Source organism: Amycolatopsis sp. NPDC101161 (assembly GCF_044768185.1).
GTDB lineage: Bacteria > Actinomycetota > Actinomycetes > Mycobacteriales > Pseudonocardiaceae > Amycolatopsis.
Genome location: NZ_JBIWPI010000006.1, coordinates 930,487 through 949,003, shown reverse-complemented (window position 1 = coordinate 949,003; position 18,517 = coordinate 930,487). Strand labels below are relative to the sequence as shown.

At 71.2% G+C, this 18,517-nt stretch carries 19 protein-coding genes; 8 read left to right on the top strand and 11 right to left on the bottom strand.

Going from position 1 to position 18,517, the window contains the following annotated elements; genetic code table 11:
- Positions 1-25: 25 nt before the first annotated feature.
- Positions 26-421 carry a helix-turn-helix domain-containing protein gene (locus ACIRSS_RS42640; protein ID WP_086672303.1) on the bottom strand — a complete coding sequence of 132 codons (396 nt, stop codon included), beginning with the start codon at positions 419-421 and terminating at the stop codon, positions 26-28.
- Between the two features lie 105 nt (positions 422-526).
- On the opposite strand from ACIRSS_RS42640, the gene ACIRSS_RS42635 reads away from it, so the two are divergent.
- On the top strand, positions 527-1,939 hold the full coding sequence (locus ACIRSS_RS42635) for an MFS transporter (RefSeq protein ID WP_400905786.1): 1,413 nt from the start codon (positions 527-529) through the stop codon (positions 1,937-1,939).
- On the opposite strand, the gene ACIRSS_RS42630 is transcribed toward ACIRSS_RS42635, so the two are convergent.
- From ACIRSS_RS42630 to ACIRSS_RS42615, 4 genes are all read right to left on the bottom strand, one after another.
- Positions 1,927-2,370, bottom strand: a complete 444-nt coding sequence (locus ACIRSS_RS42630) for an SRPBCC family protein (protein ID WP_400905783.1) — start codon at positions 2,368-2,370, stop codon at positions 1,927-1,929. The two genes, ACIRSS_RS42635 and ACIRSS_RS42630, sit on opposite strands and share 13 nt — an antisense overlap.
- A 1-nt stretch (position 2,371) precedes the next feature.
- A complete protein-coding gene (locus tag ACIRSS_RS42625) occupies positions 2,372-3,097 on the bottom strand; it encodes an anti-sigma factor family protein (RefSeq protein WP_400905781.1) in 726 nt (241 codons plus the stop codon).
- Positions 3,094-3,645, bottom strand: a complete 552-nt coding sequence (locus ACIRSS_RS42620) for a sigma-70 family RNA polymerase sigma factor (RefSeq protein ID WP_026469270.1) — start codon at positions 3,643-3,645, stop codon at positions 3,094-3,096. Before ACIRSS_RS42620 ends, ACIRSS_RS42625 begins: the two co-directional genes overlap by 4 nt.
- Positions 3,646-3,791: 146 nt before the next feature.
- Positions 3,792-4,286: a hypothetical protein gene (locus ACIRSS_RS42615; RefSeq protein WP_400905778.1), complete on the bottom strand. Its 495-nt coding sequence runs from the start codon at positions 4,284-4,286 to the stop codon at positions 3,792-3,794.
- A 223-nt stretch (positions 4,287-4,509) separates the two neighbouring features.
- On the opposite strand from ACIRSS_RS42615, the gene ACIRSS_RS42610 reads away from it, so the two are divergent.
- Complete coding sequence (locus ACIRSS_RS42610; RefSeq protein ID WP_400905774.1) at positions 4,510-5,052, top strand: fibronectin type III domain-containing protein; 543 nt, start codon at positions 4,510-4,512, stop codon at positions 5,050-5,052.
- 3 nt (positions 5,053-5,055) lie between these two features.
- Here ACIRSS_RS42610 and uvrA read toward each other — a convergent pair whose 3' ends face one another.
- Positions 5,056-7,917 carry an excinuclease ABC subunit UvrA gene (gene uvrA / locus ACIRSS_RS42605; protein WP_400905771.1) on the bottom strand — a complete coding sequence of 954 codons (2,862 nt, stop codon included), beginning with the start codon at positions 7,915-7,917 and terminating at the stop codon, positions 5,056-5,058.
- Positions 7,918-7,993: 76 nt separating this feature from the next.
- The gene (locus tag ACIRSS_RS42600) at positions 7,994-9,199 is read right to left on the bottom strand and encodes an acyltransferase family protein (RefSeq protein ID WP_400905768.1); all 1,206 of its coding nucleotides are present in this window, start codon (positions 9,197-9,199) and stop codon (positions 7,994-7,996) included.
- 111 nt (positions 9,200-9,310) lie between these two features.
- On the opposite strand from ACIRSS_RS42600, the gene ACIRSS_RS42595 reads away from it, so the two are divergent.
- The 4 genes from ACIRSS_RS42595 (at position 9,311) to ACIRSS_RS42580 (ending at position 13,902) form a co-directional block, all read left to right on the top strand.
- Entirely contained in the window at positions 9,311-9,988 is a 678-nt protein-coding gene (locus ACIRSS_RS42595) for an MBL fold metallo-hydrolase (RefSeq protein ID WP_400905765.1), read from the top strand.
- 178 nt (positions 9,989-10,166) lie between these two features.
- The gene (locus ACIRSS_RS42590; RefSeq protein WP_400905763.1) at positions 10,167-12,392 is read left to right on the top strand and encodes a UvrD-helicase domain-containing protein; all 2,226 of its coding nucleotides are present in this window, start codon (positions 10,167-10,169) and stop codon (positions 12,390-12,392) included.
- Positions 12,393-12,465: 73 nt separating this feature from the next.
- Positions 12,466-13,293, top strand: coding sequence for an HIRAN domain-containing protein (locus tag ACIRSS_RS42585; protein ID WP_400905760.1), 828 nt, complete (start codon positions 12,466-12,468; stop codon positions 13,291-13,293).
- Between the two features lie 123 nt (positions 13,294-13,416).
- Entirely contained in the window at positions 13,417-13,902 is a 486-nt protein-coding gene (locus ACIRSS_RS42580) for a hypothetical protein (RefSeq protein WP_400905757.1), read from the top strand.
- A gap of 15 nt (positions 13,903-13,917) precedes the next feature.
- On the opposite strand, the gene ACIRSS_RS42575 is transcribed toward ACIRSS_RS42580, so the two are convergent.
- The 4 genes from ACIRSS_RS42575 to ACIRSS_RS42560 all read right to left on the bottom strand — a co-directional run bounded on the left by ACIRSS_RS42575 (position 13,918) and on the right by ACIRSS_RS42560 (position 17,393).
- Complete coding sequence (locus ACIRSS_RS42575; RefSeq protein WP_400905754.1) at positions 13,918-14,700, bottom strand: DUF1684 domain-containing protein; 783 nt, start codon at positions 14,698-14,700, stop codon at positions 13,918-13,920.
- Between the two features lie 22 nt (positions 14,701-14,722).
- The gene (locus ACIRSS_RS42570) at positions 14,723-15,328 is read right to left on the bottom strand and encodes a hypothetical protein (RefSeq protein ID WP_400905751.1); all 606 of its coding nucleotides are present in this window, start codon (positions 15,326-15,328) and stop codon (positions 14,723-14,725) included.
- A 7-nt stretch (positions 15,329-15,335) separates the two neighbouring features.
- Positions 15,336-16,301, bottom strand: coding sequence for a hypothetical protein (locus tag ACIRSS_RS42565; RefSeq protein ID WP_400905748.1), 966 nt, complete (start codon positions 16,299-16,301; stop codon positions 15,336-15,338).
- A 384-nt stretch (positions 16,302-16,685) separates the two neighbouring features.
- Positions 16,686-17,393 (bottom strand): Crp/Fnr family transcriptional regulator, encoded by a 708-nt coding sequence (locus ACIRSS_RS42560; RefSeq protein WP_400905746.1) that lies wholly within the window; start codon positions 17,391-17,393, stop codon positions 16,686-16,688.
- A gap of 74 nt (positions 17,394-17,467) precedes the next feature.
- Between ACIRSS_RS42560 and rnhA the strand changes: the two genes are divergently transcribed.
- Positions 17,468-17,929, top strand: a complete 462-nt coding sequence (gene rnhA / locus ACIRSS_RS42555) for a ribonuclease HI (protein ID WP_400905743.1) — start codon at positions 17,468-17,470, stop codon at positions 17,927-17,929.
- A gap of 41 nt (positions 17,930-17,970) precedes the next feature.
- Positions 17,971-18,345: a YchJ family protein gene (locus ACIRSS_RS42550; protein WP_400905740.1), complete on the top strand. Its 375-nt coding sequence runs from the start codon at positions 17,971-17,973 to the stop codon at positions 18,343-18,345.
- Positions 18,346-18,517: the final 172 nt, after the last annotated feature.

Genomic DNA, 18,517 nt, shown 5'->3' with positions numbered 1-18,517 from the left:
CGCGCAGCGGCCCGTTTCCACGTCTTCAGACGGCGGCGTCGTAGGCGACGCGCGCCGCCGCGATGTCCTCGCGGTGCTGCTCCGCCCAGCCGAGCAGGCCGCTCAGCGACTGGTACAGCTCCTTCGCCATCGCCGTGGCTTCGTACTCCACGCGCGGCGGCACGGTCGGGTAGATCGTGCGCTCCAGGAGCCCGTCGCGTTCGAGGTTGCGCAGCGTCAGGGTCAGCATGCGGCGGCTGATCCCGTTGACCGCGCGTTCCAGCTCGGTGAACCGCACCGGGCCGCGGATGGCCTCCAGCAGGATGCCGATCGCCCACTTGCCGCTGATCCGGTTGATGACCTCGAGCACCGTGCAGACGTCGAGTTTCTCCGGGTCGATCTCCGTGACCTGGACGGGTACACCGATGTTCCCCTGGGACATGGAAGTGCCTCCTTACGCGCGCCCCCATGGTCACACATGATGGGCACTGTTACAAGAAGTGCCCTGGCAACGACCAGGGGGAACGCTCGACTGGAGGGGCCCCACATGGCCGAGAACCACCCCACCCGCTCCCGCGGCCTCGCGCTGGCGGTGCTGTGCGCCGCGTCGCTGATGGTCGTGCTGGACAGCAGCATCGTCGCGGTGGCGCTGCCCGCGATCCAAGCCGACCTCGGGTTCACGCCCGCCGGCCTCGCCTGGGTCGTCACGGCGTACCTGGTCGCGTTCGGTGGCCTGCTCCTGATCTCCGGCCGGCTCGGCGACCTGCTCGGCCGGCGCCGCGTCTTCCTCGGCGGGCTCGGCCTGTTCACCCTCGCGTCCCTGGTCGCCGGGCTCTCGGAGGACGCCGGGGTGCTGGTCGTGTCGCGGTTCGTCCAGGGCGTCGGCGGCGCGCTCGCGTCGGCCGTCGTGCTCGGCATGATCGTGACGATGTACCCCGAGCCGCGCGCCCGGGCTCGCGCCATCGGCGTCTACAGCTTCACGCAGGCCGCGGGCGCGTCGATCGGGCTCATCGCGGGCGGCGCGCTGACGCAGGCGCTGAGCTGGCACTGGACGTTCTACGTCAACCTGCCGATCGGCGCGGCCGCGCTGGTGCTCGCGGTCCGGGTCGTCTCGCCGGACCGCGGGACCGGGCTCCGGGCGGGCCTGGACGTCCTCGGCGCGGTGCTGGTCACCGCGGCCGTGATGCTGGGCGTGTACGGGATTTCGTCGTCGGTGTGGCCTGCGTTGGCCGCGGCCGTCGTCCTGCTGGCCGCATTCGTGGTGCGGCAGGCGAAGGCGCGCACGCCGCTGCTGCCGCTGCGGCTGTTCCGGATCCGCGCGGTCACCGGCGCGAACGTCGTGATGGTGCTGATGGTCGCCGGGATGCTCGGCTTCCAGTTCGTGACGGCGCTGTACCTGCAGCAGGTGCTGGGCCTCGACGCGCTGCGCACCGGCGTCGCGTTCCTGCCGGTGCCGCTGGTGATCGCGGTGGCGTCGCTGGGCTTCGCGGACAAGCTGGCGGCGCGGTTCGGGCCGCGGACGGTCCTGCTGTCCGGCCTGGGCCTGGTGATCGTCGGCTTGCTGCTGCTGACGCAGGTCGGCGATGACTACTTCACCGGCGTGCTCCCGCCGCTGCTGCTGATGGGCCTCGGCGCGGGCGCGGCGATCCCGGCGCTGATGGGGCTGGCGATGTCGGACGTCCCGGCGGAGGACGCCGGGGTGACGTCCGGCCTGATCAACACGACCCAGCAGGCCGGAGCGGCGATCGGCACGGCGGTGCTGGCTTCGGTGGCCGCGTCCCGCACGGCGAGCTTGTCGGCGGTGGACCACCGCGAGGCGCTGGCGTCGGGCTTCCGGCTGGCCTACGGGGTCAGCGCGGGCTTCCTGGTGGCCGCGGTGGCGCTGGGTGGGCTGGTGCTGGCCCGCCGCCCTCGCCGGGCCGTCGCGCCCGAGGTCTGCGTCGCCGGTCAGGCCAGGTAGGCCGACAGTCCACGGTGGCCCCGCCGCATCATCAGCGCGTGGTTCGCGCGGAAGAGCGGCCGGGCCACCGCGTCGAGCCGCCGCAGCAGCTCCTTGCGAGCCTGGACGTCCTGGGTGATCTGCAGGAGCGTGCCCGCGCCCGCCGCGCGGACCGCTCCCGCCAGCACCCCGTCCAGGTCGCCGCTCAACCGGACCCGCAGCAGGCCCGCCTGTTCGTCCTGGTGGTCCCGGTGCATCCGGACCACCAGGCGGAACGGGAGCCGGGACCGGCAGACCAGCTCGGCGGTGTCGTCGTCCACCCGGCGCACCGTGCGGACGTCCGACCACCACCGCGGGTAGCCGGCGAGGTCGGTGACCGCGCCGAACACCCGCTCGGGCGCGGTACCGGGCAGCAGCCACGTGCTGCTGAACCGGTAGCGCGCGCCCGTCACGTCACACCTGGGCCGAGACCAGCTTCCGGCCGTCCACCGTGACGATGTCGACCGACTTCACGTCGTCGGGCGCCACCAAAGCGGAACCGTCGAGCGAGAAGCCCTGGCTCTCCCACTTCGCGGACACCTTCCAGCTGCCGGCGGTGACCGCCTGGCCTTCCTTCGTGACGACCTGCAGCAGGCACTGTTCCCCGGCCTTGACGCCCTTCACGGCGACGTTGACCCGGACCCAGCCCTGGAAGGGGCTCACCGACGCGGCCAGCTGCACGCCGGTCGTCGGATCCCGTCCCTCGGCGCTCTTCGTGCCGGGCACGTCGGTCGGCGGCGCGGGGATCGCGATCGGCTCGCTTCCCCCACCGGTCTGCCGGCCCACCAGGATCCCGCCACCGAGCGCGGCCACCACCAGCACGGCCGCCGCGACCAGGGCCAGGCCCCGGCGTGACGTCGAGCGGCCCGAGGAGCGGGCCGGCAGTGCTTGTTCTTCGTCGCGCACCCGCCGCAGGGTCTTCTGCAGCAGCAGGTCCCCGCCCTCGGGCGGCCCGTCGAGGAACGCCTCGGGCGGTACCTCGTCGAGCGACTCGCGCAACGCCACGAGCTCGTTCAGGTCGAACCGGCACTGCGCGCAGGTCTGCAGGTGCCGCCGCTCGAAGTCGGCCGCCTCGTTCGCGTCGAGCGCGCCGAGGGCGTACGCGCCGAGCTGCGTGTGACTCTCGTCGACCGAGTTCATCGCGCCACCTCCGTTCCGCTCGAAATCATCGCTGCTCTCAGTGCTCTCAGTGCGTAGTAAGACCTTGATTTCACGGTACCCGGCGCGACGCCCAGTGTTCTCGCCGCTTCGGCCACCGTCCGTCCCCGGTAGTAGATCTCCACCAGGACCTCTCGGTGTTCGTTCGACAGGCCGTCCATCGCGCCGAGCACCGTCATCGAGTCGACCACGCCCTGGGCGTGATCGCGCTCGACGGCCGGCGTCGGCACGCCTTCGGCCGGTTCGGCCACCTCCTGTGGCCTCGCCGCCCGGGCCCGGGCCCGGTCGGTGACCAGGTTGCGCGCGACGGTCAGCAACCAGCCGCGCACCGAGCCCTTCCCGTCGTTCTGCAAGTCGTCCGCGTGCTTCCACGCTCGGACCAGCGTCTCCTGGACCACGTCCTCGGCCGCCGCCCGATCACCGGTCAGCCTCGTCGCGTAGGCCAGCAGGCTTCGCCCGTGTTCGGCATAGAGCTGCCGGATCAGGTCCTCGCCTTTGGCCTTCTTAGGCCGCCTGCCTCCTATGGCCACCCTCGTCCTCCCGACGGTGTTCTGAGTCGGCGAGGACAGTACTGCAACCCTCAGCTCCACCGGCGGTGCGTGCGCCGAGCGCAGCGCGACCATGGTGTTCATCGGCTGCCCGTCCTTCCTCGTTCTGCCCGGAGAACCGTCGTCGGTCAGGACCCGGAAGCCCTGGCCGCGGTGATCTTGCTGCCGTCGGGGGCGATCGCGAACCAGGTGCCGTTGGCCCCCTGGCCGTTCGCGTCGCCCAGCGCCTTGTCGCCCGAGAACTGGTACAAGGGCCAGCCGTTGAGCGTGAGCTGCTTGCCGCCGTCCTTGCGGGTCACCGTGCCGACCTGGGACTCCTGGATGCCCTGGAGCATCGGGGTCGCCACCCCGGCGAGCACCGGCGGCCAGGCCGTCGCGCATTCGCCGTCGCAGTTGGACGTCGGCGGCTGCGAGAGGTCCTTGTCGAAGCGGTAGAGCGTCTTGCCGTCGGCGTCGGTGACCACCGCGCCGAGCCCGGTGACCGAGCCGGCCGCCAGCATCTTGTGCCCCGGCTGCCCGTGTTCCGGCCCCTGCGCCCCGGAGGCCATCTCGCTGCAGGCCGACAACGTGGCGACGGCGGCGAGCGCCAAGGCGCTGACGACGACCGGCCGGATACGGTTCATGACGTTCTCTCCTCGGTGAGGGCGGCACCGCCGTCCGGCGGACCTCGACACCTGGGAACACGGACGGTTGCGGAAAACGGTTCAGCGGGGTTTCACGCGGTTCGGTGCCGGTTCGCCGGCGGATTGGTGCGTGCCGGTGATCGGCACGATCTTGTCGCCGTGCGGGCGGGTTCCTAAGCTGATCACGTTCGCACCCGCCGCCCCGCTCGTCCCGGGAGCCGCCGTGTCCGCGAAACCCCTCCTCTTGCTGGCGCTGCTGGCGGCGGGCTGTTCGGCTGCCGCGCCGCCGCCCTCGTTCACCGCTTCGCTGACGTCACCGACCGACGTGGTGCTGACGTGGCCGGACGACGGCGAAGGCCACCGGGTCGACTACGCGAACGACCCGGCGGGGCCGTGGACGACGCTGCGGTTCCTGCCCGCTCACACGACGAGCTACCACCACCCGGACCTGATCCCGGAGACGCCGTTCTACTACCGGGAGCAGCCGTTCGGCGGCCCGGTGTCGACCGAGCTGCGCGCGGTGCCGTCCGGCGACACGGTGACGTTCACGTGGGCCGACCGCACGAGCGACGAAGCCGGGTTCCTGCTGGAGATCCGGCGGCCGGGCGCGCCGGACTACGACCCGGTCGAGGTGACCGATCCGAACGCGACGACCTGCACGCTGTCGCTGCTGCCCGGCGAGGAGAACTCGGCGTTCCGGGTGCGGGCACTGCACTACGGCCCGCTCTCCCCGGTGGTCCACCAGACCACCGGGGAGAAGCGGTAGCCGTCACTCCGCCGTGAGCACCGTCCGCAGGAAATCGCCGGTGTAGCTGGCCTCGACCCCCGCGACGTGCTCCGGCGTGCCCTCGGCGATCACCGTGCCACCGCCCGAGCCGCCCTCGGGACCCATGTCGATGACCCAGTCGGACGTCTTGATCACGTCGAGGTTGTGCTCGATCACGATCACCGAGTTGCCCTTGTCGACCAGCCCGTTGATCACGCCGATCAGCTTGTTGATGTCCTCGAAGTGCAGACCGGTGGTCGGCTCGTCGAGGATGTACACCGTCTTGCCGGTCGAGCGCTTCTGCAGCTCGCTGGCCAGCTTGACGCGCTGGGCCTCACCGCCGGACAGCGTCGGCGCGGGCTGGCCGAGCCGGACGTAGCCGAGGCCGACGTCCACCAGCGTCTGCAGGTGGCGGTGGATGGCCTTGATCGGCTCGAAGAACTCCGCGGCCTCCTCGATGGGCATGTCGAGCACGTCCGAGACGGTCTTGCCCTTGTAGTGCACCTCGAGGGTTTCCCGGTTGTACCGCGCGCCCTTGCAGACCTCGCAGGGGACGTAGACGTCCGGGAGGAAGTTCATCTCGATCTTGATCGTGCCGTCGCCGGCGCACGCCTCGCAGCGGCCGCCCTTGACGTTGAACGAGAACCGGCCCTGCTGGTAGCCGCGGACCTTCGCCTCGGTGGTCGCGGCGAACAGCTTGCGGACGTGGTCCCAGACGCCGGTGTAGGTGGCCGGGTTGGACCGCGGGGTCCGCCCGATCGGCGACTGGTCGACGCGCACCAGCTTGTCGACGTTGTTCAGGCCGTTCACGCGGGTGTGCCGGCCCGGCACCTGGCGGGCGCCGTTGAGCTTGTTCGCCAGGACCGTCGCGAGGATGTCGTTGACCAGCGTCGACTTGCCCGAGCCGGAGACACCGGTCACCGAGACCAGGCAGCCGAGCGGGAACGAGACGTCCAGGCCGCGCAGGTTGTGCTCGCGCGCGCCGACGACGGTCAGCTGCCGCTTCTTGTCGATCGGCCGCCGGATGGCGGGCACCTCGATCTTGCGCCGGCCGGACAGGTACTGCCCGGTCAGCGACTCCTTGCTCTTGAGCAGCTTCTTGTACGGTCCACTGTGGACGATGTGGCCGCCGTGCTCGCCCGCGCCCGGGCCGATGTCGACCACCCAGTCGCTCGAGCGGATGGTGTCCTCGTCGTGCTCCACGACGATCAGCGTGTTGCCCAGGTTGCGCAGCCGGGTCAGCGTCTCGATCAGCCGGTGGTTGTCGCGCTGGTGCAGGCCGATCGACGGCTCGTCCAGCACGTACAGCACGCCGACGAGGCCGGAGCCGATCTGCGTCGCGAGCCGGATCCGCTGCGCTTCACCACCCGAAAGGGTGGCGGACGCGCGGTCGAGCGACAGGTACGTCAGGCCGACGTCGAGCAGGAAGCGCAGCCGCGCCTGGATCTCCTTGAGCACCGCCCCGGCGATCATCGCCTCGCGCTGCCCCAGCTCCAGCTCGTCGAGGAACTGCGACGCCTCGGCGATGGACAGGGCGCAGACCTCGGCGATGGACATGTCGCCGCGGGTCTTGTGCTGCAGCGTGACGGCGAGGATCTCCGGCTTGAGCCGGGTGCCCTGGCAGGCCGGGCACGGCACCTCGCGCATGTAGCCCTCGTACCGCTCGCGCATGTACTCGGACTCGGTCTGCTCCTGGCGCCGCTCGAGGAACGGGATGACGCCCTCGAAGGCCGCGTAGTACGAGCGCTGGCGGCCGTACCGGTTCTTGTAGCGGACGTGGACCTGCTCGTCGACGCCGTGCAGCACCGCCTTCTGGGCGCGCGCCGGCAGCCGCCGCCACGGCGTGTCCATGCGGAAGCCGATGGTCTCCGACAGCGACTCGAGCAGGCGGATGAAGTAGTCCGCGCTCTGGCCGCCCGACCACGGCGCGATCGCGCCCTCGGCCAGCGACAGCTCGTCGTCCGGCACCACCAGCTCCGGGTCGACCTCCTTGCGGATGCCGATGCCGGTGCACTCGGGGCAGGCGCCGTAGGGCGAGTTGAAGGAGAACGAGCGCGGCTCGAGGTCCTCGATCGCCAGCGGGTGGCCGTTGGGGCAGGCCAGGTTCTCGGAGAAGCCGCGGATGCGGTGCGGGTCGTTCTCGGGCAGGTCGACGAACTCGAGCTCGACCAGCCCGTCGGCCAGCCGCAGCGCCGTCTCGACCGAGTCGGTGAGCCGCTGGCGCGACGCCGCCTTCACGGTCAGGCGGTCGATGACCACGCCGATCTGGTGCTTTTCCTGCTTCTTCAGCTTCGGCGGGTCGGTGAGCGGGTGGACCGTGCCGTCGACGACCACGCGCGCGTAGCCCTGCTGCTGCAGGTTCTCGAACAAGTCGACGTACTCGCCCTTGCGCCCGCGGACCACCGGGGCGAGCACCTGGAACCGGGTGCCCTCCTCCATGGCGAGCACCTGGTCGACGATCTGCTGCGGGGTCTGCTTGCTGATCAGCTCGCCGCACTTGGGGCAGTGCGCCTTGCCGGCGCGGGCGTAGAGCAGGCGCAGGTAGTCGTAGACCTCGGTGATCGTGCCCACAGTCGAGCGCGGGTTGCGCGAGGTCGACTTCTGGTCGATCGACACCGCGGGCGAGAGGCCCTCGATGAAGTCGACGTCCGGCTTGTCCATCTGCCCGAGGAACTGCCGGGCGTACGCCGAGAGCGACTCGACGTAGCGCCGCTGCCCCTCGGCGAAGATGGTGTCGAAGGCGAGGCTCGACTTCCCGGACCCGGACAGGCCCGTGAACACGATCAGGCTGTCGCGGGGCAGGTCGAGATCCACGCCGCGGAGGTTGTGCTCGCGGGCACCGCGAACAACGAGGCGATCAGCCACGCCAGGGTCCTCTCAATGTCTTCTTCAGTGCGGTCGCCGACCCGGTTTCAAGGTGCACGGGTGGCCGCGATCCATGCTACGAGCCACCACCGACAAAAACGGGTTCCGCGTCCTTGACCTGCGGTTCTTCGGGCTTTCGACGTCTGGTGAGCCACCGGTGGGCCGGGCGTTCGACCCCCGCGGTGACCGCCCAGCCGGCCAGCACGGCGGCGCCGACCACCAAGGGGAGCCGCAGCCAGCCGGGGAGGCCGAGGTCGAGCAGGACGCGGGCCAGGATGTAACCCAGTTCCTGGTGCACCAGATAAAGACCATACGAGATGCCCGCGAGCCAGGTGACGGCCGGGGCGATCCGCGCGAGTCCGGGGAACCGCCAGTCCGGGCCGCGGGCGGCCAGGCAGACCAGCAGGAGCAACACGGCGAACCCGATCGTGGACGGCCAGCGCTGCGCGTCCTGCGGCAGCGCGACGTGGAACGGGAAGACCTGCAGGTCCTGCGCGGCCACCGCGGCGGCGACGAACAGCGCGGCGTGCCACGTCTTCAGCCGGTGCTGCGCCCACAGCCAGATCGCGACGCCGATCGCGAAGACGTGCAGCCGGTGCAGCCCCAGGCCGTAGAAGAAGGTTTCGACGACCGGGCTCGCCGTCCCGGGCGGGAAGACGAGGAAGCGCAACGCGAGCGGAACCAGGATCAGGGCCCAGAGCAGGGCGACGGTCAGCCGGTGGGTGCGCCACGACCGCGGCCACAGCAGGGCGGCGCCGGTGAAGGCCAGCAGCTGCACCGGCAGCGTCCAGTAGGAGCCGTCGAGGTAGTAGAACGTCTCCGACCGGATGCCCCACTCCTGCACCATGCCGAGGTTGGCGACGAGGTCCAGCCAGGTCGGGATGTACCACGGCGACGGGTCGGCGGGCGGGCCCTGCGGGACCCCGAAGAGGAACCCGGCGACGCCCGGCGGGTAGGGCAGGCCGCTGAAGGAGATGGCGGCCCACCGCGTCACGACGTAGGTCAGCAGGACGGCGACCAGGTAGGCCGGCACGAGGCGCGCGACGCGGTTCCAGAGCCACCGGCGCGGGTTGCCCTTGCGAAGGCTGGCGCAAACGAAGTAGGCGGAGATCACCAGCAGGATGGCGGCGCCGAACTGCGCTGTCACCCTTACGGGGTACCCCGTCAACTCCGGGTGCAGGAGCGCACCCTGGTGGGTGACGTGCCCGAGGATCACTGCGAAGACGGCCACGACGCGGAGGAGGTCCCAGCTGATCCGGCGCGGCGTCGGGGAGGTGGGCACGATCGTCCTGGGGTTCGGCTCGGCTGGGGGTCGCCGTGAGCCTACGTGCCCCCGCGGGCGCGCGCTTGTGCGGGTGGAACCGGTTGGAGCGAAACGACTACCGTGTGCCAGGTGAACATCGTGGAGACCTACACGGGGCACGTCGACCCGGGCGGCGACGCCACCCGGCGCACCCTGGACGCGCTGACCATCACCAAGCTGTCCGTCGGCCCGATGGACAACAACACGTACCTCCTGGTGTGCCGCGCGTCGAACGAGGGCCTGCTGATCGACGCGGCGAACGACCCGGAGCGCATCTCGGACCTGATCGGCCACGGCCCCGACCGGCCGGCGCTGCGCACGGTGGTGACGACCCACCAGCACCAGGACCACTGGCAGGCGCTGGGCGCGGTCGCCGGAGCCAACGGGGCCAACACGGCGGCCCATCCGCTGGACGCGTCGCCGTTGCCGGTGCCGCCGGACTTCCTGGTGGAGCACGGTGACACGCTTTCGGTGGGGCAGGTCACGCTTTCGGTGATCCACTTGAGGGGGCACACGCCGGGGTCGATCGCGCTGCTTTATCGCGATCCTTCAGGACATCCGCATCTGTTCACTGGGGACTCACTGTTCCCGGGCGGGGTGGGGCGGACTACTTCGCCGGAGGACTTTGCGTCGTTGCTGGACGATGTTTCGGCGCGGATTTTCGATGAGCTGCCGGATGAGACTTGGTTTTACCCGGGGCACGGGGACGATTCGACGTTGGGGGCGGAACGCCCGAAGCTGAAGGAGTGGCGCGAGCGCGGCTGGTGATTTCCGCCTCCGCAGGTGGGCGGATTCCGCGTCCTGCGACATTCGAGTGAGATGTCACTGACTTTCCCCGCGTGACGGCAGCCGGCAATAAGTTGGCTACCGGAAGTCACGGCGGGGAGGGTCAGTGAACTTCAGCAACCATACCCGGCGAGTGCGCCAACAAATCGCTTCCACGCTGGTGAAGGAGCGCTTCCCAGAACTCGATCCGGACCGGCGCCGCGTGCTCGGCGGACTGCTCGTGGAGACCACGACCGCCTGGCGTCTGTTCGTGCGCGGCGATCTGCCCGCCGAACAGCCGCGGGCGGACGCGTTCCTGATCGGTTCCGAGGGCGTCTTCGCGATCACCATCGCCGCCCGGCCGCCGGTTCCGCCTGCGCTTCACCGGCTCGTCCGGCACGCCGAGGAACGGTGCGCGGGTATCCGGGACGGCCGCGGTCGCGTGCTGCCGGGCAGTGCCGTTCACTTCGTGCTGATCGCACCGGGTTCAGCGGGCACCTCGGTCCGGGACGCGGGCCCCTTCCGGGTGATCGCGGAACAGCGCCTGTCGCAGTTGTTCGAACGCGCCGCGCCGCACCTGAACCGCGGCCAGGTCGAAGCGGTCGCCGACCAGGCCGGGAGGCTGCTGGCCGGTTACGTTCCCCTGCGGGTCGAGACCTCCGGACGCGACCGGACCGCGGACGCCCTGCTGGAGCCGGATGCCCTGGTGGCCGACCAAGTCGCCGCGGCCCAGCAGCGTCCGTTCGACAGCTGGCTGACCTTCCTGCACCCGCACCAGCGGGCGATCGTCAACCGGGACTACAGCGGCCCCGCCCGGATCAGCGGCCCGGCGGGGACCGGCAAGACCGTGGTCGCACTGCACCGGCTCCGCCGCCTTGCCCGGCGGAGCACCGGTCCGTTGCTGTTCACCACTTTCGTACGCACCCTTCCGGCGGTCCACGAGGCGGCCTTCACCCGTCTTGCGCCGGAATTGGCCGGGCGGGCCGAATTCACCCACCTCCACGCCTGGATCCGCCGGTTCCTCGTCGAACGCGGGATGGGGCTCGACGTCGATCCTCGCGGCGTGCGGACGGCGTTCAGCCGGGCGTGGGCACGCCATCGCGCCGTGCTGGAACCGATCGAGCGGCACGACGAATACTGGCGGACCGAAATCGACCGGGTCATCAGAGGCCGCGGGTTCACCACGCTGGCGGAGTACAGCATCCCGCGCAGGCACGGCCGGAACGTGCGGCTGACCGCCGAGCAGAAGGCGGCGGTGTGGCGGTTCTACGAGACGTACCGGGAACTGCTCGCCGAGCGCGGACTCCACGACTACAACGACGTGATCGACACGGCCTTGGCCGAACTGCGGCAGCGGCCCCTCGAGAACCGCTACGCCGCCGTGGTGGTCGACGAGGTGCAGGACATCACGCTGAACGGCCTCCGGCTGATCAAGGAACTGGCCGGGACCGGCCCGAACCAGCTCCTCCTGGTCGGCGACGGTCAGCAGCAGGTCTACCCGGGTGGCTGGCGGCTCTCGGACGCCGGCATCCCCGTCAAGGGCCGCGGCGAGGTGCTGCGGGTCAACGACCGGAACCGGCACGAGGTGCTCTCGTTCGCCAAGGGTATCGACGCGAAGAACGAGGTGGACGGTCTCGACGACGAGGTCGGCGTCGCCCTGCGCGAAGCCGAAGGGGCGAACACTGGTGGTACGGCCACGTCGTGGCGCGGTTCGGAGGACGAACTCGCGGACGAGCTGGCGCGGCGCATCGCCGAGCTCCCCGCTCCGCTCGGGCAGACGGCGCTGATCCTGTTCCACCGCGGCGATCTCACGCGGTGCCGGCGGATCCTGCGCGCGATCGGCGTGCCGTGCCTGTCCCTCGACGACTACTCCGGCGAGCCCGACGACTGCCTCAAGGTCGGCACCGTGCACCGGGCGAAGGGGCTCGACTTCCAAGCCGTGCTGGTGGTCGAGTTTCCCGGTAAGGCCACCGAAGCCGGGGTCGCGGCCGAGGAGGCGTCGGAGCTTCGTGATCGGCAGCGTCTCGTCGCGGCGACGCGAGCCCGCGACTACCTGTGGTGGGGTGTTGTCGAACCGGCCGGCGAAGCGGTGCCGGACCGGGTTCCGTCGCTTCCCGCCGGCGACGAAACCGAGTGCGTGCACCAGATGCCGGTCGCCTGGTGCGCGCTGTGCCGGAAGCCGCCGGTCAACGTCCTGCCGTACGGATACCGGACGCGGGGCGGGAGTGCCTACCACAACGATCCGGACTGCACCTGGTTGGACAAAGGGCAAAACCGCTCCGCGCGTCAAGGACGGACTGTGCACCCGAAGGAGCGAATCGCCTGGGGAGCGGTCACTCCCGGCGAACTCGAGCCGTGCGAAGCGTGCTGTACGGACGTCTGGCTGCGGCGTCACGGTCACCGCTGACGTCATCGGTAACGGCCAGACCGCTTTGCGCGACTGCAAGCGCGAACAGCTCACCTGCGCGAAAGGTCGTCCGATGTGGTCGTTGTTCCAGCGCGGCGGCACCAAGAGCCCAGCGCCTCGGCCCGCTGCTTCCGCGTCCCAGCTCGTTGCGCTGCCCGATGACGGACGCGTCCCGGTCCGGGGCGAGTCGCACTACCAGCCGGCACTGCGGTCGTCGGTCCGCGGCCGGGCGGCGGGGTACGACTTCGACGACCACTTGCCCGTCACCGCCGTGCTCGTCCCCGAACCCGCCAACCCGCACGACCGGAACGCGGTGCGGGTCGACGTGGTGAACAGCACCGGGACGGCGACCGTCGGCTACTTGGAGCGAGAGCTCGCCCGCGACTACCAGCCCGTGCTGCGGTGGCTGGGCGAGCGCGGCCGCCTGGGATCCTGTCCGGCACGAGTGACGGGCGGCGGTGCCAAGTTCTACGGCATCTACCTGCACCTGGCCGAAGCCCGCGCGGTCGGGATGGCGGTGGGGGCGATCGACCCGATCGTCGCCCAGCGAACGGCGGGCACCGTGCTGCTGTGCGGCGATCGCACCTGCACCGTAACCCGCGAGGAAGACCACCAAGACGTCCTGGCGGCGTACGCGCCACGCAAGGGTCAAGACGTGCGGGCCATCGTCGCGACCCTGGGCTTCTGCACGGTCGACCGGGGAAAGCACCGAGGCGCAGAAGTGATTGGCGTTCACCTCGACGGCCGGCGAGTGGGTCAGCTCACCAAGCTCATGAGCGAGCGGTACGAGGGCGTCGTCCGCGGTTTCCTCGCCCAGGGTCTGCGGGTGACCTGCGAAGGACTCGCCTTCCCCACCGCCAAAGGGGTCGAAGTCGAGCTCCGGCTCCCGATCGCGACCTGATCCCGGCCCGATCGGAGCAGCCGCATAACGATAAGGGACTCCCGCGCAACTCCCGGACGAACCGGACGTCCCCCGAGAACCCAGCGCTGGGACTTCCGTCGGTTCGCTCCAGGAGGTCCACCCATGTCCAGACCCGTCAGACGCGCGCTCGTCGCCGTTGCGCTCCTGCTAGCCGGGACGCTCGCCGCCGCGGTGCCCTCGGATGCCGCCGTTCAAAGCGTTCCCACTCTGACTGCCATCCGGACCGGGAACAACCCCGGCTTCGACCGGGTCGTGCTCGACTTCGGTGATGGCGCCACGCCCACCGTCAGCTACCGGCTCACCGATGAGCTCACCGCCGACCCGAGCGGCGAAATCGTGTGGCTCACCGGGGAGTACTTCATCAACGTCGCCGTTTCGCACGCCACCTACCACGACGACAACGGCAACCCGACCTACCCGGGCCCGCAGAAGTTCCGGACGCGCAACCTCGCCAACGTCATGGCCGTCGCCCTCACCGGGGACTTCGAAGCCCAGGTCACCGTCGGGCTCGGGGTGCGGTCGCGGACCGCGGTGAACGTCTTCACGCTCACCTCGCCCAACCGCGTCGTCATCGACGTCGCCCACTGACGGCGGGCGGGGGGGTCACCCGCGTTCGTGCGGGATCTTCTCCCCCGCCTCCACCGCGAACGGCAGGTGGTTGCCCGCGGGCGGGAGCGGGCACGTCGCGAAGTCCGTGAACGCGCACGGCAGGTTCACCGCCCGGTTGAAGTCCAGCGTCACCGATCCGTCCGGCGACGGCGCGGCCACCGGCAGCGAACGGTTCGCCGCGTACGTCGTGACGCCGCTCGTTCCGTCGGTGAACAGGATGCTCAAGCCGCCGTCCTTGCCGTTGAACGCCGTCAACGTGTGCTGCTGCCCGCCGAACGAAAAGTGGACGACGCCCGGCGCCGTGTAGACGTGGCTCAGGCCCTCCACCACCGCACCCACCGTGGTCGGGCGCGGTGACTCGAACGGCTCGAAGCGGCCCGAAAGCACCCAGGACGGAGACGGCTCGTACGCCGGGACGCCGTGGAAGGCGCGCAGGACCTCGGCCTTCGGGTCGTGCACGCGGATCAGGTACCCCGAGCGGCGGGCGACCTCGATCTCGACGTCGCCGGCCAGCACCCGCGTGCCCGCGCCGCTGTTGACCAGCTCGAACCGGCGGGTCTCGGTGATCGGCGAGCCCTCGTGCGTCAGGGACGCGCCGGCCGGGTCGACGTACGCCGCGTCCGCGTCCTGCCACCAGCGGCCGGGGATGCCGGGGTACTCGCGCGGGGCGTCGGTCAGCCAGTCGAGCGACACCAGCGCCAGCCAGCCGTGCGGCGCCGCGAGGTCCTCCTCGCGCCGCGTCTTCCAGTCCTGCCACTCGCTCGTGAACGTGCTCATCGCGGGCCCCTTTTTCCGTCGGCTACGACGGTGCCAACCCACCGCCGGTGGCGGTATTCCGCGTCCCAGTATCCGGACCGGTCCGCAGCCACGCGATTTCGCGCTCCCCGCCGGCGGGGACGACGACGCGCCGGAACCCCGGGCCGTCCGGCAACGCCTCGTGGAACCGGTCGGAGACGATCAGCAGCTGGTCCAGCTCGGGCGCCGCGGCCAGCGCCGCCTTGAGCACCTCGGCTTCGCACAGCCAGACCGCCAGCGCGACCGCGGCGCCGCCGAAGTTGGGCGGCCGCAGCACGACGTCGCCGTGGTCGGCCGCGAGCCGCAGCCGCAGCCGGCCGAACTCGTTGAGGTGGCGGTTGCGACGCCGCAGCGCGGCGGCCAGCTCGCCGGCGAACTCGCCCGCCACCCACGGCCGCGGCACGGTCGGCGGGATGACCAGCGTCGTGTTGTCCCCCTCCGGCCGGCGGTACCACGTCGGCGTCCGGTACGGCTCCGGGACGCGGTCGAACACCTCGTCCAGCACCCCGTCGAGGGTGGTGCCGAGGTGCACCGCGCGGGCGGTGCCACCGCGGCTCGGGGAGACGATCCCGATCCGGACGACGGTCGCGGCCACCGGGACGGTGCGCATGACCCGCTCAGTCCTCCCGGGGGTCGAAGGACCACTGCAGGCCGTAGCTCAACCCCTGGTGCAGATCGTGGAACTCGAGCCCCACCTCGCCGACCCGGTTGACCGTCAGCGCGTCCCCCGAGTCGACGCCGTCGTCGATGACGCGGCCGGGCACGCCGTTGAGCCGCCACACGCGCGACGGCGGCGCCGCGCGGTCGAACCGCACCCGCACCGAGAACTCTTCGCACCGGCGCAGGGGTGTCATGACGTAGTACGGGCGCAGCGACGTGCGCCGCGGCGCGAACCGGATCCCGTACTCGTGGCGCTGGCCCAGCCGCAACGGGCTGGGCAGCCGCATGATGAACTGCGCGTGGCTCACCGAAACCTGGCGCGCTTCGACGACCTCGCCGCCGAACAGGACGTCGGCGGTGATGTCCGGGACCGGGTCGCTGCCCGGCTCGGCCGGGACGCTGAACGAGAGCACGAGCTCGTCGAGCTCGTCGACCTCCGCGACGATCCGGCGCTCTTCCTCCAGGTCCGGCGGGTCGCGGTCGAGCCGCAGCCGCGCCTTCATCGACTCGACGTACCAGCCGGCCAGCGGGTGCAGGTCGCGCCCGGCCGGCGGCGCGCCCAGCAGCTCGTCGAGCCGGCGGAACGCGAGGTCGATCCGGCGGCGCGCGGTGCGCGGGTCGCGGTCCAGGACGCTGGCCAGCCAGGAGATCCGCCGGTCGAGGAACTCCCCCGCGGCCTCTTCGTGCAGGCCGAGCGCCGCGAGCGCGGCCAGCCGCAGGTCCGCGGGCAGCCGGCCGCACAGCTCGGTGAGCCGCAGCACGAGCTTCTGCCGGGCGGCGGCGGGCTGGTCGGCGGCGGTGATCTCGCACGCTTCGCGCAGGCAGGGGCCGATCCGCTGGTGCAGGTCGGCCGCGTCGAGCCCGCGGCCGCGGCGCAGTTCGTTCAGCTCGCGCACGAACGGGAAGGCGTTCTCCGGCCGCATCCCACCCCCTCCCCTGCCCGGCGGAATCGAACGACCACATTACCAAGCGCGATTCCGCGCGGATATGACAAATCGTGGACACCGCATTCGCGGAATACCCGGCCGGCCGACCCCCCACGAGCCTGCCGGCCGGGCCGCCGCGGGTCAGTTGGCGCCGAAGATCAGCGCCCAGATCGAGTGGCTCTCCATCACACACACCTCCTCATCGCTGCACCCGGGCCGGGACGGAGATCGGAACGGAAGTCGTCTGACGCGTGCGGAACACGCCCCGATCTCGTTCGAATGGGAATTCCGGCATCTGTTTTTTCCGGCCGGTCGGCATCGGTTTCTTTTCCGGCCGGAACCCAGGATGCCGCCGGGAGGGGTGCGCTCAGATGCCCGTTGTCACGGGTGTTGTGTGCCGTTTGGCTCAGAACGGGCGAAGGCCCGCAGGACGCGCGGCTCGCGGATGAGGATCCGGCGGCGGCCGGTCTCGACGATCCCCCGCTCCCGCAGCACGCGCAACGCTCGTGCGACGGTACGCCGTGCGGCGCCGATCTGCGAGGCGATGTCCTCCTGCGAGAACGCGGCCTCGATGAGCACCCCCTCGGGGACGCGCTTGCCGTGCTCTTCGGCCAGCCTGACCAGGAAGACCGCGACGCGGCGGCTGACATCGAAGGCGGCGGAGTCGAGCCTGGCCGACTCGGCGTTGCGCAACCGGGCCGCGACGGTTTTGATCGTCGCGATGGCGATTTCCGGGCGGGTGTGCAGGACGTCGACGAACTCCGCGCCGGTCAGCTGGACGACGGTGCAGGGTTCGATCGCGCGCACCGAGGCCGACCGCGGCCGGCCGGTGACGGCGGCGAGGTCGCCGAGCACCTCGCCCGGGCCGCGCAGGCCGAAGAGCACCTCGCGGCCGTCCTCGACGATCGTCGAGACGCGGACCCAGCCGGAGACCAGCACGTGGACGTGGTCCGAGGGGTCGCCTTGCATGAGCAGGGCGTCGTTCGCGCGGAACCGGCGGCGGGTGCCCCGGCCCAGCAGGTAGTCGCGATCGGCATCGGCGAGGTAAGCGAGGAGTGCGCCCTCGCCCGTGTCGTCGTGCCCGTTCATGGTTCCCCTCCGGAGGTTCACCGTAACCCGGCGTGGCGGCTCCGGGCGAGGGTCGCGACCGGTAGGGTCGCCGCGTGGACGTGGAGATCTTCACCGACGGCGCGTGCAGCGGGAACCCGGGACCGGGCGGCTGGGGCGCGGTCCTCCGCTACGGGCGGCACGAGCGCGAGCTGTACGGCGGCGAGGCCACCCCGACGACGAACAACCGGATGGAGCTGACGGCGCCGATCCGCGCGCTGGAGAGCCTGACCCGGCCGTCGCAGGTGCGCGTGTTCACGGACAGCACGTACGTGCGCAACGGGATCACGCAGTGGCTGCCGCGCTGGAAGAAGAACGGCTGGCAGACGGCGGCGCGCGAGCCGGTGAAGAACGCGGATCTGTGGCAGCGCCTGGACGCGGCGGCCGGCGTGCACGAGGTCGAGTGGCTGTGGGTGAAGGGCCACGCGGGGCACCCGGAGAACGAGCGCGCCGACCGGCTCGCGGTGCGCGGGGCCCAGGAGGCGCGGGAGTCCGGGAAGCCGGTCAACGCGGGTTAGTCCTCAGTAGACGGTCACGGCCGCCGTGGGATGATTCCGGGATGACTTCGTGTCCATGTGGTCTCGCCGGGTCCTACGCCGCGTGCTGCGGCCGGTTCCACGACGGCGGCCTCGCGGCGCCGACGGCCGAGCTGCTGATGCGCTCGCGGTTCAGCGCGTTCGCCGTCGGGGACACGGCGTACCTGCTGCGCACCTGGCACCCGGACACCCGCCCGCGCCGGCTGGCGCTCGACCCCGGCCAGGAGTGGACGCGGCTGCAGATCCTCGGCCGCACCGGCGGCGGCCTGCTGCACACCGAGGGCACGGTCGAGTTCCGGGCGCACTACCGCCAGCGCGGCCGCGACGGCTTCCTGGAGGAGAACAGCCGCTTCCGCCGCGCCGACGGCCAGTGGGTCTACCTCGACGCGGAAGCCTGAAACTCGCCCCACGCCAGACCTCCGCCGAGGAGCCCTACCGGCTGCCGCCCGCGCTCAAAGCCACTGCGTCTCCCCGTGCGGGCCCGCGGCCGCCTGCTCTTCAACGGCCCGATCTCGGCATGCGCGGCGACCCGCTCCCGGCCGCCGGCGCGCGGCCCGCGCCGACACCGAC